The following is a 16,859-nucleotide window of genomic DNA, read 5'->3' as shown; positions in this document are numbered from 1 at the left end:
GTAAAGCAGCTTCATAAAATGCGAGCGCCTTTTCTAAATTATCACCCCTTTCTCCCTTGATTCTCTGGCTGTAAGCATTTGCCAAATTATTTTGAGTCCCAGCCCAATTTTGGGGAAAAGCTTCGCGAGTGTAAACTTGTAAAGCAGCTTCATAAAATGCGAGCGCCTTTTCTAAATTATCACCCCTTTCTCCCTTGATTCTCTGGCTGTAAGCAGCAGCCAAATTATTTTGAGTCTTTGCCCAATATTCGGGAAAAGCTGGGCGGGTGTAAACTTGTAAAGCAGCTTTATAAAATGCGATCGCCCTTTCTAAATTATCACCTCTGTCTCCCTGGATTCGGGAATAGTAAGCAACACCTAGATTATTTTGAAACATTGCCCACTTTTCTGAGTAAGCTTCGCGGGTAAAAATAGTTAATCCTATATCCAGACAAGCCACCGCAATCTCTATGTTGCTTCTGCGACTGCCTTGCTGAAGACTTAAAAATTTCTTATTTAAATCGTATAAAATATTGGCACGAGTTTCTGCTTTGTCTGCATCCAAGTTGGGCAGGGTTTCAGTTGCCCACTCTCGCAAATATTGGGCAAAATCATCGTCTAATAATTCTAGATTGGCTTGCAGGATGGCGGTTTGTTCCTCGCTGGGACAGGTGAAGAGAGATTCAATCAGGGTGAGATAGGCTTGGCGGCGTGGTTGGTTCATTTTTTGCTACCCATGTTTGTTTGATTTTACATTTTTTGCGGGGGGAAATCAAGGGAGTTTTGAACCGCAGATATTGGCGGATGGACGCGGATAAACGCAGATGTAAGGGCCAAAATATGCGGTAGCAGCCTGCGGAGATTCAGGCAGACGGAAGCGATGAAATTGAGGATTAGGCCCCGATCCCCCCTAGCCCCCCTTAAAGAAGGGGGGGACAAGATTCCGATCGAAGTCCCCCTTCTTAAGGGGGATTTAGGGGGATCTAGCCTCCGCTATAAACGAGAGATAAAAAAAGTTTTAGTCTCCCACACAACACCCAGACTAACCCAACCCTTCAACTAACAAATTGCGAGCACTTTCCAACGCTTCCTGCAACTTACTTGCATCGCGTCCCCCAGCTTGCGCCAAATTCGGCCGGCCGCCGCCTTTTCCGCCGCAAATTTGAGCAATTCCCCCGATAAACTTGCCAGCTTGCAATCCTTTCTTATTGACTTCAGGACTAAAAGCTGCCACCAAACTTACCTTATCCGGTTCAGGAATTGATGCCAAAACTACCGCAGCATTTCCTAACTTTTGCTGCAATCTTTCTGCCGCAGTTTTCAGCGCTTCTGCATCCACATCACCCAATTGAGCTACAATGATTTTGAATTCGCCGACAGCCTCCGCCACACTCAGCAACTGGTCGGATTTCGCGATCGCCAATTCCGACTTCACAGCAGCCAAATGTTTCTGAGTATCCTTCAACTCATTCTGCAAATTAGTAATCCGGTTCGGCAATTCTTCAGGCTTCGCCTTAAATCGATCGCCCAAATCGCGCACCACCTTATCCCGCACGTTCAAATAGTCCAAAACAGCTTGACCGGAAACCGCTTCAATCCTGCGAGTTCCCGCCGCTACCCCCGCTTCGGAAACAATCTTAAACAGCCCGATTTCTGCGGTATTGCTGACGTGAGTTCCGCCGCACAATTCCATCGAAACGCCGGGAAAATCGATAACCCGCACCACATCGCCGTACTTCTCGCCAAACATCGCAGTCGCGCCTTTTTCTCTCGCAAGGGCGATCGGCATTTCTGCAACGACCGCAGCGTGCGCCTCAGTAATCCAACTATTAACTAAATCCTCAATTTTCTGCAACTCTTCTGCTGTGACAGCGCGCGGAGAATTGAAATCAAATCGCAATCTTTCTGACGATACCAGCGAACCAGCTTGCGAAATCGAATCGTCCACAACTTTCCGCAAAGCTGATTGTAATAAGTGAGTTGCTGTGTGGTTAGCCTGAATTCGGCGGCGACCGCTATTGTCAATTTTCGCAGTAATACTATCGCCCACTCTCAGCCTTCCCCGTTCCACAAAGCCGAAATGCACGAAGAAATCCGATTCCTTCTTCACATCATCAACTCTTACCAACAAACCCTCTCCATTCTCTCCCTGACTGCTGCCGTTCAAATAACCTTTATCCCCAATTTGTCCGCCGGATTCAGCATAAAACGGCGTTTGGTTCAAAACAACTTGTACCTCAGTACCCGCCGCTGCTTCCTCTAAAGATTTGCCCTCAACCAAGATAACTTCCACCTCAGCTAAACTCGACAATTCAGCATAACCAACAAACTCAGTTCCCTGGATTGTTTCAGCCAACTTATCCAAAGAACCCTGCACCGTCAAATCGATTGTTTGGCGAGCATCTTTAGCGCGAATTTGCTGTTCCTTCATCGCCGCTTCAAATCCGTCCAAATCCACAGTAATTCCCTGTTCCTCAGCAATTTCTTGAGTCAGTTCTAAGGGGAAACCGTAGGTATCGTAAAGAGTGAAAGCATCTTGACCGCTGATTTGTTGGTTGGTTTGCTGTTTTGTGCGATCGACAATTTCCTCCAGCAGCTTCTCTCCGCGTTCCAAAGTCTTGAGAAACTGCGCCTCTTCCCTTGCCAATTCCGCCTTAATTTGAGCTTCCCGCAGCCGCACGTTCGGATAAGCAGCTTCCGAAAGGGCGATCGCACTTTCAGCCACCCGCACCGTAAATTCGCCCTGAATTCCAATCAGTCGCCCGTGGCGCACCACCCGGCGAATCAACCGGCGCAAAATGTAACCCCGACCAACATTCGACGCGCGAATTTCGTCCGCAATCATGTGCACCACAGCCCGAATGTGATCGCCAATTACTTTCAGCGAAACCTTGACTTTTTCATCGCTATTGTGGTAATCAATCCCGGCAATTTCCGCCGCCGATTGAATGATCGGAAAAATCAAATCTGTTTCGTAATTATTGGGGACTTTCTGGAGGATTTGCGCCATCCGTTCCAGTCCCATGCCAGTATCAATATTTTGATTTTGCAGCGGTGTTAAATTGCCCTCTGCATCTTTATTGTACTGCATGAAAACCAGATTGTAGAATTCAATAAACCTGCTATCATCTTCGAGGTCAATATTGTCGCCTCTCTCTGGGTGAAAATCATAGTAAATCTCCGAACACGGGCCGCAGGGGCCAGTCGGGCCGGATTGCCAGAAATTGTCATCTTCTCCCATGCGCTGAATGCGATCGCCCGGAATGCCAATTTCATCGCGCCAAATCGCAAAAGCTTCGTCATCTTCTCGGAAAACACTAACAACCAAATTGGACGCTGGTAAACCGAAAACTTCCGTGGAAAGTTCCCACGCCCAGGCGATCGCCTGTTTCTTGAAATAATCCCCGAAACTGAAGTTACCCAACATCTCAAAAAACGTGTGGTGGCGGGCGGTGCGGCCGACGTTTTCGATGTCGTTGGTGCGGATGCACTTTTGAGAAGTCGTGGCGCGCGGTGATTCGGCGGTGCGCTGTCCGAGAAATATCGGCTTGAATTGTAGCATTCCGGCGATCGTCAGCAACACTGTCGGATCTTCGGGCACCAAAGAAGCACTCGGCAAGATTTTATGTCCCCGCTGAGCATAAAAGTCGAGGAAGGTTTGGCGGATTTGGCTACCACTGAGAAACTTAGGAGAAATAGACATGACAAAAACACTTAAGTATGTAAAGATGTAGCAACAATAGAATTTATAGGACTTACGCACGGGTGTCCAGAAACCCGGTTTTTCTACCAAAATACTTGCTTAAAATCCTCAATCTCGGTAGAAAAACCCGGTTTCTTTGTTCGGAGCGCGTGAGTGCTAACTTACATCTATTTGGAGATTCATATCATTATACTTAGTAATGTAAAGACCTATCAAGTTTTGCAAATAGTGCTTTACTCCTCGGAAAGCTCGTGCTAACTTAATAATAGACACCCGGACAGAAACAGAAAGGAGGTCGCTATATTTAGAAAGAAAGTTCGAGGATATAGACATGGTGTCTCCGGTCTAGATTCCCAGGCGCAGCAGAAATTAACCGAACACAACTTGCAATAGTGGCGAACTGCCGATCAAGCAGTCAAGCCAAACCGCAGTCGAGTGAGACTTAGTTGTCGTTGCGGAATAAAAGTAAAGCTGCACAAGTTGCAAACCCTAGTAAGTAAAAGTTCTCAACCGGAAACACATCTCGTTTGTTAGAAAAAACCAAGTTCTCATATTATTGGGTCTGATCGCTGTCGATCGGGCCCTATGAATTTTTATAGGGCGATCGCAGGAGAAGAGGATTCGAGGGGGAGAGAGGGGCCGAATTCGGCTGTATAAGTGCTTTCTGCTCAAAGGCAACATCCCTCGGAGTCGATCGGCGAGCGATCGGTGCAGCATTTGAGTTATATATTATATATAATGGGACTTGTGCGATCGCGCCCGCCTGCTTTTTGCCGGGGATCAAGCGCTGTGGTATGAGGCACTGTCAAGATGCGATATGATTGAATATGTCAGTACAAGACATTAAAATCTACCCCGCTGTCCTGTATAGCAGCAAAATCTACGCTTCTCGGAGCTTGCTGCAAGCCAAGGATAGCAAACCGTCTTTTTAGTGACAAGACAAAACCAGGCTCAAAAATTTGAATCCCAGGATATTTAGAGTCAAAACTCTAAAAAATTCCATCCCCAAAGCAGGGGTGAGAGTTCAAACAATAAAAGCCCGCCCACTCAAAAAAGCTAGTGCCACCAACAACGGTAGTAAATCACTAGCACAGTTCTTAAACTCACAATTTTCGGAGATTCCAGGTACAAGTATGGCAGAAATAACTAAAGAAGAAATGCGCGAACGGCTGGGAAATATCGACCAGATCCGGGATATAATTTTTGGAGCGCAGCTTAGAGAATACGACAATCGCTTCGATAAAATAGATTCCGACTTGTCGATGATGCAGCAAGATATGCAAACTCGCATCGAACAAGTAAAAACAGTTCTTTCTGGAGAAATGAAGGCGGCGGTTGATTCGTTAGAAAAAAAAGTTAAATCGCTCACCTCAAACACTCAAGAAGAAAGCGCAGACATCCGTCAGCAAGTCGATCGCGTTAACCGCAAATTCTCCAGCAGCATGGAAGCCCTGGACGAGGCTATCGACAATCAAACCAGTTCGCTTCGCGACGAACTCTCCAAAACCAGAGATCGACTATCTGAAGAAAGCCGCACTTTGAAAACACAAGTGTTTGAAGAGCTCGACCGCCGCTTTTCTATGCTCAGAGATGTTAAAGTTTCTAGAGACGACATGGCAGAAATTCTGTTTGAACTCGGCATGAGGCTCAAAGGAACAGAATTTGTGCCCGAACTTAAAGGGGTTGCGGATAATAAGTTAAATAACGAATTTCTGTTGCCGGAGCGCCACCATAACGGATAATAACGCATGGCTTTACCGAAAGAAAATCCGGCTGACGAAAATGAGTTAGAGGGTTTTGTTTCTAAACCTGACGAGTCTGCTGCGGATGCAGCAACCCAGCTAGAACCCTTGCTGAATCTGTTAGTCGATCTCAAAATTATTGCAGGTTCCAACCAGCAAAATGCAGAGTCCGAAGATGACAGCAGTGGCGAAAATAATCAAGCTGGGGCCCTCGGCGGGTTGATGGATTTGTTAGGTATTTCCTCAGAAAAGCAAGAGGAAGTTGCAGCAAGTGTACCCGAAACTGGCGATCGCAAACCGGAGTCTGGCGATACGCCGGCTGTTGCAGACGAGTTCAAAAGTTTGCTATTCGCTACTCACAAACTCAACACTTCAGAACTGGAAAAAAACTATTCCTCAGCTAAAACTATAGATGTTTCAGCGATCGCCCAGCCGGATTTGGAGGACAAATCAAAGCCTGTCGAAGAATTGTCTAACTTGACAATGAAAGATTCTCTACAGGAAGTACAGGCTCAAGAATCCCACGGGAGCGATCGGTATTTACAGGGTGTTTCCGCTCCCGAAACCGAGTCAAAACCCTCGGAAATTCCCCATGACCCCATAGTTTCCCCAGTCTCAGACCCACCAGAAACTGGATATTTAGATGCTGCGGTGGCTTCGGATCTAGAAATTCCCAACTTACGAGAACAGCCAACAGAAATATTAGGCCAAATTAAACAGGATTTAAATGAAGCCGACAGCGCCATGGAAAGGCTGCAAAATCTGATGTTCGGCTCACAAATCTCGGATATCGAGCAAGTGAAAAGTCTGCTGGCAGAAAACGATTTGCCGGGGGTGCGCCACCTGATGGCAACAATCGACGATAAATTAGAAAAATTGGAGCACCAAATCTACGAGCCCCAAGAGTTGATTGAGTTGATGTTGCCTTGGATCGCAGAAATTCTCAGCCGCAAAATTGCTGATTCGAGAGAAGAAGTTGTTAAGGCCATCGTGCCCATTATTGACGAAGTGATTAGGGCAAAAACTGTCGAAAACAAGTCGGCAATGAGTGCGGCAATAGCTGAGCTGCTTCCCGACGCACTTGCTCAACAAATAGTGAATTCCCCAGCGGATATTGCTAAGGCGATCGCCCCAGAAATAGGTCTGGCAATTAAAGAGCAAATTCGCCTTGACCAAGAGTCGATCGCCCAAGCCCTCGCCCCGGAAATGGGCAAAGCTATTACAGCCCAAATAAAACTCGAACGCGACTCTATGGTGGATGCGCTCTATCCCGTAATTGGCAGTACAATTTCCCGATACATGGCCGAAGCTATCAAGACAATCAATGAAAAAGTGTCCAATGCCATCAGCGTCGAAGGATTTCAGCGAAAAATTCGCTCCAAAGTACAAGGAGTCTCCGAAGCTGAATTAATCCTCAAAGAATCAGTACCCTTCACCGTCCAAGCAGCATTCTTAATTCACAAAGCATCAGGCTTGATAATTTCCGAAGTTCAAAACTCAGAAAGCTACCAGTTAGAATCAGAAATGGTAGCCGGAATGCTCACAGCTATTCGCAGCTTTGTTAACGACTGTATCGTTCGGCCCGGAGAAGTTTCCGAACTAAATCAAATTGAATACGGCGACTCAAAGATTATGCTAGAAGTAGCGGGATATTGCTACATGGCCGTCGTGATTAAAGGAGAACCACCCGACTCTTTCATCAAGAAAATACGAGAAACCGTTAGTAATCTCATCCTTAATTATGCTCAAGTAATTCACGAGTTTAACGGCGACCCCGGTACTATACCGGAGGCGCTGCACCCGTGTATAAAAACTTTATTCGACCCGCTACAAACGGAAAAATCAACAAAACCCCCGATCGCCCTAGTGGGTATCGGTTTAGCCACCCTGAGCTTAATCTTAGTACCTTGGGGAATTTATCAGTACCGCAGCAGTGTTGAGCGCCGCCTCGAAGCAAATGCCGTCTCAGCTTTAGCCTCGACTCCCGAATTAGCAGTTTACCGCTTAGATGTTGCAGTTGATGGCAAAACTTTAAAGCTAACCGGTAAGTTGCCAAATCAAGAATTGCGGGCACAAGCCGCAAAAATAGCCGCATCAACTGCACCAAAATTGCAATTAGATAATAGAATTGTAGCTGTAGATGTCCCCCCAGATCCAGTTTTAACGGCCGCCGAGGTGCACCGGATTACCGCCGTTTTGAACCAGAGAGAGGGCGTTTCTATTTCTACACGGTATGGCGATCGCAAAGTGACTGTAGAGGGTACAGTTAGAGACAGTGCAGACGCACAGAAAATAGCTCAGTCCCTGAAGCAAATTCCCGGTGTTCAATCCGTGATTAGCACAGTTAAATTAGAACCGCTGAAAATTACAACCCGCATCTACTTCGAGCAAGGAACGACAAAATTAGACTCCACAGATGAAGAAATCATCGCCAGTGTCAAAAATTTCATGGATCAATATCCTCAAAAACAGATTAAGATAATTGGGCACAGCGATCAAAGTGGAGAACTTGCTACAAATCAACAGTTGTCGCTCAGGCGTGCCGCAGCAGTGCGAGATGCTTTAGTGCGGCAAGGTGCTAACCCGAAGCGCCTCCAAACAATCGGCGTCGCGTATCCTCCGGCCGACGTGGCACCCAATCAACCACGACTTTTAAGCAGATGCGTGGTATTTGAACCAATAACTAAAACCATAAACAGTAAATAATTATGTCAGTTACTATATCTAAAAAAATGTGTATGATCGGCGACTTTGGCGTGGGTAAAACTAGCCTAATCCGCCGTTTTGTAGATCGGCAATTCAGCGACCAATACCTATCCACTGTGGGAGTAAAAATTTCCAGCAAAATCCTAGAATTAGAAGGGGTAAAACAGCGGGAAAATGTGAGTGCAAAGTTGCTGATTTGGGATTTAGAAGGGCATACAAAATTCAAAGGAATAGCACCGACTTACTTGCAGGGAGCTAGCGGCGTTTTAATCGTTGCCGATGTCAGTCGCTCCGAAACAGTTGAGCGAATCTCCGAACACATTCAGCTTTTTTCTTCAGTCAATCCTAAAGGTTCAATTATCGTCGCTTTGAACAAAGTAGACTTGATTGACGAGGAAAAATTGGCGCTGCTAGTGGAAATATCCCATTCGATATGTCAAGACAAAGTAATAGCAGTTTGCACGACATCTGCTAAAACAGGCAAAGACGTTGACGAAATTTTCTATAAACTAGCTTACACAATGATAGAACCAGTATGAACCCCATTTTAAGAAAGTTATTGGGCCCGCAACAAATAGAGTATTTGGTAGTAAACCACCTTTTCATCATTCAGGAAAACTCCGCCAAAGTGCAGCATTATGCCGATAATCCGGGCGACGCGATACCCGGTGCAGATGCTCGCATGAGTTTTCCCGAACTGATTGGCATTGAAAATATCCTCATGTCTATCATTATGGGACGGCTGCCAGGTTTTGAAATCAAAGGTATAGCTCGGTTTGCCGACCCCAACCGCCCTTTATACTTTGATATTTTGGCTATCAAACATGAAGACGAACAAGAAGATGTGCCAAATAAATTGTTAATTTTGATTGAAGATACCACCGAAAAGATGGTGATGAAGCAATCGTTGATTCAGAGCGCGAATGAAGCTAATCTTTTGGTTAGCGCCTTAGCCGCTTCTAAAGATTATATAGATAAAGTTATTCGTTCGATGGGCGATGCTTTGTTGGTGACAACAACATTAGGAATTATCAAATCAGTCAATCAATCAGCAAAATGGTTATTTGGGTACACCGAAGCAGAATTGATCGGCAACCCCCTCTCTCTAATAGTAGTCGAAGAAAAATTACTTTACCAAGCTCGCCATCGCTATATTTTGTCTCAGAAAGAGCCGCTCAGAGAACTGGAACTAATCTGCACTACTAAAGCAGGAGAAGAAATTTGGGTAGAATTTTCCTGTTCAGCCATTCAGACAGAATTAGAGGGACTTTACGATTTCATCTATATCGGCAGGGACATCACAGAACGCAAGCAAGAAGAAATAGAAATTCGCCGCTCTTTGGCAAAAGAGCAAGAACTCAGACAGGTAAAATCTCGTTTTTTCTCAATGCTAGCTCACGAATTCGGCAATCCTTTAAATACAATATTATTTGCTACTAAAATCCTCCAAGACTACGGCGACGAAATCACCCACGAGGAAAAACAACAATACCTCGCACACGTTCAATCCGCATCTAAACACATGGCTCAGCTATTAGATGACGTGCGGTTGCTCAGCAGCGTCGAAGCCGGCAAACTAGAATTCAATCCCGCACCAGTTAACTTACAAAAATTTTGCAGCGAGTTAGTAGAATCAATAAAAATTAGTTACGGAAAAAATCATACAATTAATTTTATTGATAACGAATTAATTATTGCAGCACAAAAAAATGATCGGGAGTCGGAGAAAACACAAGACTTGCCAGCACTGGATGCAAAATTGCTGCGGCACATCTTGACAAATTTGCTGTCAAATGCAGTCAAATATTCGCCGATCAACAGCAATATTTATTTTGAATTAAATTGTCAGAATAATGAAGAAGCTACATTTAAAATTAAAGACGCAGGCATTGGCATTCCTCTAGAAGACCAAGAACAACTGTTTGAATCTTATTATCGAGCCAAAAATGTGGGAAAAATACCCGGTACAGGACTGGGTTTATCCATAGTCAAGCAGTGTGTAGACTTGCATGGAGGTCAACTCGAATTTTCCAGCGAGACAGGGTTAGGCACTACCTTTATAGTCAAAATTCCATTTTACCAACACAGATAAATAGATTAATTTCAGATAATGCGCTACAGAGGGCGCATTCACTACTAAAAATTCAACATGAAAACCCTGTTAAAAAAGCTGTTACTTCCCCCCCACTTGGAGTACCTAGCACTGGATAAAGACTTTTTAATCCAAGAAACCTCTATCAAAGTGCAGCGGTTTGGCGAATGTCCCGACGAAGTAGTCGCCGGCAACGATGTCCGCATTCCCTTTCCTGAATTGGTGGGAACTGAAGAAATTTTAATAGATATTTTTGAAAGACGTTTGCCAAATTTTGAATTAAAAGCCATCACGAGGGTATTAGGAAATGACTCGCGGCTTTATTTTGATATGTATATCGTCGAGTTCACCAATGACGATAATTATCAGAGATTAATTATATTTTTTGAAGACGTAACCGACAGGATGGCTTTAGAACAAACTCTAGTGCAAGCTACCAATGAAATGGATATTTTATTGAGTACCTTAGCTACTACTAATAATTATGTTGAAAAAATTATTACTTCAATGGCCGAAGTTTTGTTGGTAACAACAGCCTCGGGAAAAATTAAAAAAGTCAATCAAGCGGCTCAAGATTTGTTTGGTTACAGCGAATCAGAATTAGTAGGCCAGCAAATAGACACTCTTGCTGCTGTTGGCTCCTCTTTGCAAGCAATCAGTCAAGAGGATAGTCAACAATCTCAAACTCACACCGAAGTAATTTGCAGAGGCAAAAGCGGAGAAAAGCTCACAGTTTCGTTTTCCTGTACGGCGATTGCGACTGACATTAAAGGCGTTTCTGGATCTTGGGCCGCCCTTCAAGATTTCGTTTACATCGGCCGCGATGTCACAGATAGACAGCGCGCCCGCAAGCGACAAATAACTCAGTACGTCACCACTCGCATCCTGTCGGCATCCGAAACAATCAAAAAAGCTATAGCAGCAATTCTCCCCGTAATTTGTGACAGCTTGGGATGGGATACTGCCGAACTTTGGATGCCAGAATTTGGGGAAAAACTGCTGTCAGAAACTAAGAGAATAACTGCGGTTTCCGACTCCAATTTGCTTCGGTGCGTCGCCAGTTGGACAAAACGCTCAGTTTCTATCCCCAAATTTGCCGAATTTACCGAACAAATGACTTGTGCGTTTGGCGAAGGATTGCCCGGTTTCGTTTGGGCCAGCGGTTCCTCTCAGTGGATTGCGGATGTCACAAAAAGCGACCGTTGTCTGCGCCGCGAAATCGCTGCTGAAGAAGGACTGCACGGAGCTTTTGGTTTCCCAATTTTGGGCGACTACGATCCTGAAAATTCTGCAAAGTCTGTGTTGGGGGTGATGATTTTATTCAGCCGCGAAGTGCAGTGTTTTGATGAAGAATTACTCCAGATAATGGCAACCATCGGCAGCCAACTCGGTCAATTTATCAAACGCAAGCAAGCTGAAATAGCTTTGCGGGAAAGCGAAGAACAACTCCGAGACTTATTTGAAAATGCTACTGACTTAATTCAAAGTATTGGAGCGAACGGTTATTTTTTGTATGTAAATCGGGCTTGGCGAGAAACTCTGGGCTACAGTGAAGCAGAAATTGCTCAAATGACTGTGTTTGATATCATTCATCCGAACAGTTCCCAAGAGTCTCTGGATATATTGTATCAAGCTATTACTCAACAAACAGTCAATGAAAATACATTATATCCCGACTCTATTGAACTAACATTTATTACTAAATATCAGGAAAAAATTTTGCTCGAAGGCAGCATAAGCTGTAAATTCGCGGCAGGTTCGCTAGTAGCAATCCGGGCTATTTTGCGAGACATTACTGCTCGAAAAAGGGCCGAAGACGCCCTAGCAAAATCTGTGTCTCTGCTGCTAGCGACTTTTGATTCTACTGCGGACGGTATTTTAGCGATTGACAGGAGCGGAAAAATCGTCACTTTCAATCGACAATTTCTGGAAATGTGGGGCATACCTAATGAAGTGATGGCACTGCGAGATGACGCCATAGCGATCGCGTTTGTCCTGAACCAACTCAAAGACCCCCAAGCATTTCAAGAGAGAATACAATCGCTTTACGAGCAGCCAGAAGCCGAAAGTTACGACTTGTTGGAATTTCAAGACGGCCGATTTTTTGAACGCTATTCGCAACCGCAGCGGCTCGGAGATACAATTATCGGCCGAGTCTGGAGTTACCACGACATTACGGAACGCAAGCAAGTAGAAGATGCCCTGCGAGAAGAACAAGAAAAATCAGAAAATCTGCTGTTAAATATCTTGCCCCAGGCAATAGCAAAACGCCTCAAGCAAAATGAAACTACTATTGCCGAATACTTTCCAGAAGTGACTGTTTTGTTTGCTGACATTGTGGGGTTTACTGCTTTGTCTGCCGTCATGAATCCGATCGATCTCGTGGAGCTCCTGAATCTGGTTTTCTCAGAATTCGACCTTTTGTGCGAACGGCACGGGTTAGAGAAAATCAAGACGATCGGCGACGCATACATGGCAGTAGGAGGACTGCCTGAACCAAGGGCAGACCACGCAGAGGCGATCGCCCAAATGGCCCTAGATATGCAAGCTGAAATAGCCAGATTTAATGCTAGCCATAATAAATATTTTAGCCTACGCATTGGCATTCACAGCGGCCCGGTTGTTGCCGGAGTTATTGGCATAAAGAAGTTTATTTACGATTTGTGGGGCGATACGGTAAATATTGCTTCCCGCATGGAATCTCAGGGTTTGCCTTGGCGGATTCAAGTCAGCGAAACTACTTATAAGTTAGTGGAAGACAAATATTTGTTTCAGGAGCGGGGAATTATTGAAGTTAAAGGCAAAGGGCAAATGAAAACTTATATTCTCATTCGCCAAAAATAAGGTAGGTCATCATTCATGAGTCATCAGTCATCTGGCTGATGACTAAAAGTGTTGTTAAAGTTAATTAGCAATACTTTTTGGCCAAGACTGATGCAACTTGCTAATTTGCCGATAAATTTACGATCGCCCGACGAAGCTGTCGATCGCCACCCTCTGACGGTTGCCCCCTCCACTTCCCTCGGGGATGCGCTCGCTCTGATGCGTCGGGCGAGAAACCCTTGTCCCGTGACTAATTCACAGGCCCACTCAAACGAAAGGGTAAAAGCCTCGATTAGTTGCGTCTTAGTTATCGATGAAAATCAGCTAGTCGGACTGCTAAGCCCGGAAGATGTGCTAAACTTCGCCGCCGAATACGGATGGCAAGCCATGAAAGTTGCCGATGCAATGACGCAGAATTTAATTGTCTTAAAAGAATCAGAATTTAAAGATATTTCTACCGCATTTAAGCTATTTTGTCAATACTCGATTGATTGCTTGCCAATTGTGGATGAACGCGGTCAGCTCGTAGGGTTAGTCAGCGAAAAAACGATTCGCCCAGCAATGTATAGCTGGATGGAGACATGGCACCAAGAAGCTGCCAAACTTCAGGAACAATCCGAACTGTTAAACGGTAATTGTGAACTAGAAACACGACTCAGCGATCGCCAAAATGCCGAAAATCACCTGCTGCAGAGCCAGGTGCGCTACCAGGCGATTGTGGAAGACCAAACCGAACTGATTTGCCGCTACCTCCCCGACGGTAAAATCACCTTTGTCAATCAAGCTTACTGCCACTATTTCGGCGTGCAACTAGAAGACTGGCTTGGCAACAGCTTCATGTCGCTGATCCCAGAAGCAGACCGAGAAATTTTTCAAGAGCAATATACTTCTGTGTCTCCCGAGAAGCCTGTTTTTACGTGCGAACACCGAGTAATTTTGCCGAGCGGGGAAATTCGCTGGCAGCAGTGGATCGATCGGGCGATATTCGACGAGAGCGGACAAATCGTCGAGTATCAAGCGGCAGGCCGGGATGTCACGGAGCGCAAACAAGCAGAAATCGCTTTGCAGCAGCTCAATGCAGAGTTAGAACGGAGAGTACAGCAGCGGACACAATGGTACGAACTGGCAGTATCGGCCGGCAAAGTGGGGGTTTGGGACTGGAATTTGGAAACCGACGAAATCTACATTGCTCCGTCTTTGAAAGCTTTGTTGGGCTATCAGGATGCAGAGATTCCCAACCGCATGGAAGATTGGGCATCTCACGTTCATCCCGACGATCGAGTTGCAGTCGCCGAAGCAGTAAAGGCTTATCTAGAGGGTTTGACAGAAATTTATGAAGTAGAACACCGGATGCTGCGTAAAGACGGCAGCACCTGCTGGATACTTGCCCGCGGCAGCGCGATCCGATCGGCTTCTGGCAAGGCTTCCCGCCTGACTGGCACTGACACCGACATTACCGATCGCAAATTGACCGAAGAAAAACTCCAAAAATCCGAAGCCGAACTGCTGGCGCTGTTTAACGCCATGACGGATATCGTCATGGTTTTCGACGCAAGCGGCCGCTACCTCAAAATCGCCCCCACGGCTCCCGAACTGCTTTACAAACCGGCTCCTGAAGTGCTGGGCAAAACCGTCGCCGAAATCTTCCCAGAAGCGGAAGCTAATTTTGCCCTGACCCACATTCGCCAAACATTGGCATCTGGGCAAACCCACAGAGTTGAATACAGCATGGAAATTGGCTGCAAGTTATTTTGGTTTGATGCCAGTATTTCGCCGTTGGAGCTCGATCGGGTGATGTGGGTCGCCCGAGACATTACCGCTCGCAAACAGGCAGAAGCTGCACTGCAAAAGAGCGAGGAAAAGTTTCGCAACTTATTTGACGATGCTCCGATCGCGATCGGTTTGACAAGCGTGCGCGACTACCGCACTATCAAAGTGAATGCAGCTCACCGCCAGATGTTGGGCTACAGCGATTCGGAGTTGGCGACGATGACTTTTACTCAACTGACGCATCCAGAAGATTTACAAGCAGATGTGGAGCAAGTCAAGCAGTTGGTCGAGGGCAATATTTCTCGCTTCGGGATCGAAAAACGATTGATTAAGAAGAATGGCGAGCTGATCTGGGCAAACTTGACGATGACGGTGATCCGCGATCGCGAGGGAATTCCTCTCTACAGCATGGGGGCGATCGAAGATATCAGTTATCGTAAGCGGGCAGAAATGGAATTTCAGCAGTTAAAAGAACGCCTGCAATTTTTACTGGCTTCTAATCCGGCAGTAATTTTTACTGCCGCACCCACGGGAGATTTTTGTACTACTTACATTAGCGATAACGTTAAGGCAATCGTGGGCTACGACCCCCAAGAACTGTTAGCAGATTCTAAATTTTGGTCGAGCCGGATTCACCCTAAAGATCGGCTGCAATTTCTAGCAAACTTTTCTGATTTGTCTGAGGGGAGAAATTGCATTTGCGAGTACCGCTTTCTGCACCGAGACGGACTTTACCGCTGGCTGCGGACGGAACTGAAACTATTGGTTGACAGCATGGGCATTCCGATCGAAATTATTGGTTACGCCGCCGATATCACCAATTCTAAATACGCCGAAATTGCGCTGCAACAGCAGTTCGATCGAGAACGGCTTGTGGAGGCGATCGCCCGTCGCGTCCGCCAGTCTTTGCAATTAGAAGAAATTCTCAACACTACGGTTGCCGAACTCCAGCAAGTATTGTTAGCAGATCGAGTTTTGGTTTATCAAATTTTACCCAAAAGGGGCGGGCGAGTCATTGCTGAAGCCGTGGCAGAAGGATGCAGCCAACTCGTGGATAGATATTTTGGCGAAGAGGTTTTTCCGGCCCAAAGTTATCAGCTTTATTTGCAAGGGCGAATTTCTGCGATCTCCGAACTAGATGACTCCTGCATTACACCTTGTGTGGTGGAGTTTATGAAACAAATTCAAGTTAGGGCAAAGTTAGTAGTGCCGATTATTCAGCACAGCCAAGTTTGGGGATTGCTGATTGCCCACCAATGCGATCGCCCGCGCCAGTGGCTAGAATGGGAAATCAATTTATTTCAGCAGTTGGTGAATCAATTAGCGATCGCCATTCAGCAATCTCTACTCTACCAGCAACTGCAAGCTGAACTGAGCGATCGCAAACAAGCGGAAGCAAATTTGAAAAACTCCCTCAAAGAAAAAGAGATTTTGCTCAAAGAAATTCACCACCGCGTCAAAAACAACCTCTGCGTAGTTGCCAGTCTGCTAGAATTGCAATCTAACACAGTTGCCGACCCGCCAATAGCCAAAATGTTTGAAGAAAGTCAGAATCGCCTTTACTCTATGGCTCTGATTCACGAAAAATTGTACCGATCGAGTAACCTGGCGAAAATTAATTTAGGCGAATATCTCGAAGATTTGGTAAGTAACTTGTTTCACTCTTACAATATTAGTGAAAACCGCATTCAGTTGCAGGTATTAGCTGAGCCAATTTCCCTAAATATTGAAACGGCTAGTCCCTGCGGTTTAATTGCCAATGAATTGGTTTCAAATACCCTAAAACACGCTTTTCCTGATGCCACGAGTGGTACAGTTAGTGTAGAATGTTATCAAACGGGCGATGGAGAAATCAACCTCTTAGTTAAGGACAACGGCATCGGCTTTCCTCAAAACTTAGATTTTCGGAAAACTCACTCGATGGGCTTTCAAGTTGTCTGCACTTTAACCGAGCAGTTAGAAGGAAGCATCGAACTGTCAAGACAAACCGGCACAGCCTTTCACCTAAAATTTCACGAATTAAACTACTCTCAAAGATTTTAAA

General features: G+C 45.5%; 8 protein-coding genes. 6 read left to right on the top strand and 2 right to left on the bottom strand.

The window, feature by feature from the left end; genetic code table 11:
- Together QT994_RS01655 and alaS are read right to left on the bottom strand one after the other, a co-directional pair.
- Positions 1–703 (bottom strand): tetratricopeptide repeat protein (locus QT994_RS01655; RefSeq protein ID WP_333171234.1); only part of this gene is annotated, 703 nt, incomplete at its 3' end.
- 318 nt (positions 704–1,021) lie between these two features.
- Positions 1,022–3,682 carry an alanine--tRNA ligase gene (alaS, locus tag QT994_RS01650; RefSeq protein ID WP_333171231.1) on the bottom strand — a complete coding sequence of 887 codons (2,661 nt, stop codon included), beginning with the start codon at positions 3,680–3,682 and terminating at the stop codon, positions 1,022–1,024.
- Positions 3,683–4,815: 1,133 nt separating this feature from the next.
- Between alaS and QT994_RS01645 the strand changes: the two genes are divergently transcribed.
- From QT994_RS01645 to QT994_RS01620, 6 genes are all read left to right on the top strand, one after another.
- Positions 4,816–5,424 carry a hypothetical protein gene (locus QT994_RS01645; RefSeq protein WP_333171227.1) on the top strand — a complete coding sequence of 203 codons (609 nt, stop codon included), beginning with the start codon at positions 4,816–4,818 and terminating at the stop codon, positions 5,422–5,424.
- A gap of 6 nt (positions 5,425–5,430) precedes the next feature.
- Positions 5,431–8,130, top strand: coding sequence for an OmpA family protein (locus QT994_RS01640; RefSeq protein ID WP_333171224.1), 2,700 nt, complete (start codon positions 5,431–5,433; stop codon positions 8,128–8,130).
- A gap of 2 nt (positions 8,131–8,132) precedes the next feature.
- Positions 8,133–8,669, top strand: a complete 537-nt coding sequence (locus QT994_RS01635; RefSeq protein ID WP_333047655.1) for a Rab family GTPase — start codon at positions 8,133–8,135, stop codon at positions 8,667–8,669.
- The gene (locus tag QT994_RS01630; protein WP_333171222.1) at positions 8,666–10,222 is read left to right on the top strand and encodes a PAS domain-containing sensor histidine kinase; all 1,557 of its coding nucleotides are present in this window, start codon (positions 8,666–8,668) and stop codon (positions 10,220–10,222) included. The genes QT994_RS01635 and QT994_RS01630 overlap by 4 nt, the downstream gene beginning before the upstream one ends.
- 57 nt (positions 10,223–10,279) lie before the next feature.
- Complete coding sequence (locus QT994_RS01625) at positions 10,280–13,066, top strand: adenylate/guanylate cyclase domain-containing protein (RefSeq protein ID WP_333171219.1); 2,787 nt, start codon at positions 10,280–10,282, stop codon at positions 13,064–13,066.
- A gap of 90 nt (positions 13,067–13,156) precedes the next feature.
- Positions 13,157–16,858 (top strand): PAS domain S-box protein, encoded by a 3,702-nt coding sequence (locus QT994_RS01620; protein ID WP_333171217.1) that lies wholly within the window; start codon positions 13,157–13,159, stop codon positions 16,856–16,858.
- Position 16,859: the final 1 nt, after the last annotated feature.

The sequence above is a fragment of the Microcoleus sp. S13_B4 genome (genome assembly GCF_036700885.1).
Classification (GTDB): Bacteria; Cyanobacteriota; Cyanobacteriia; order Cyanobacteriales; family Microcoleaceae; genus Microcoleus.
Note: the sequence above shows the minus strand (reverse complement) of the source record. Positions and strands in the feature narration are given on the sequence as shown.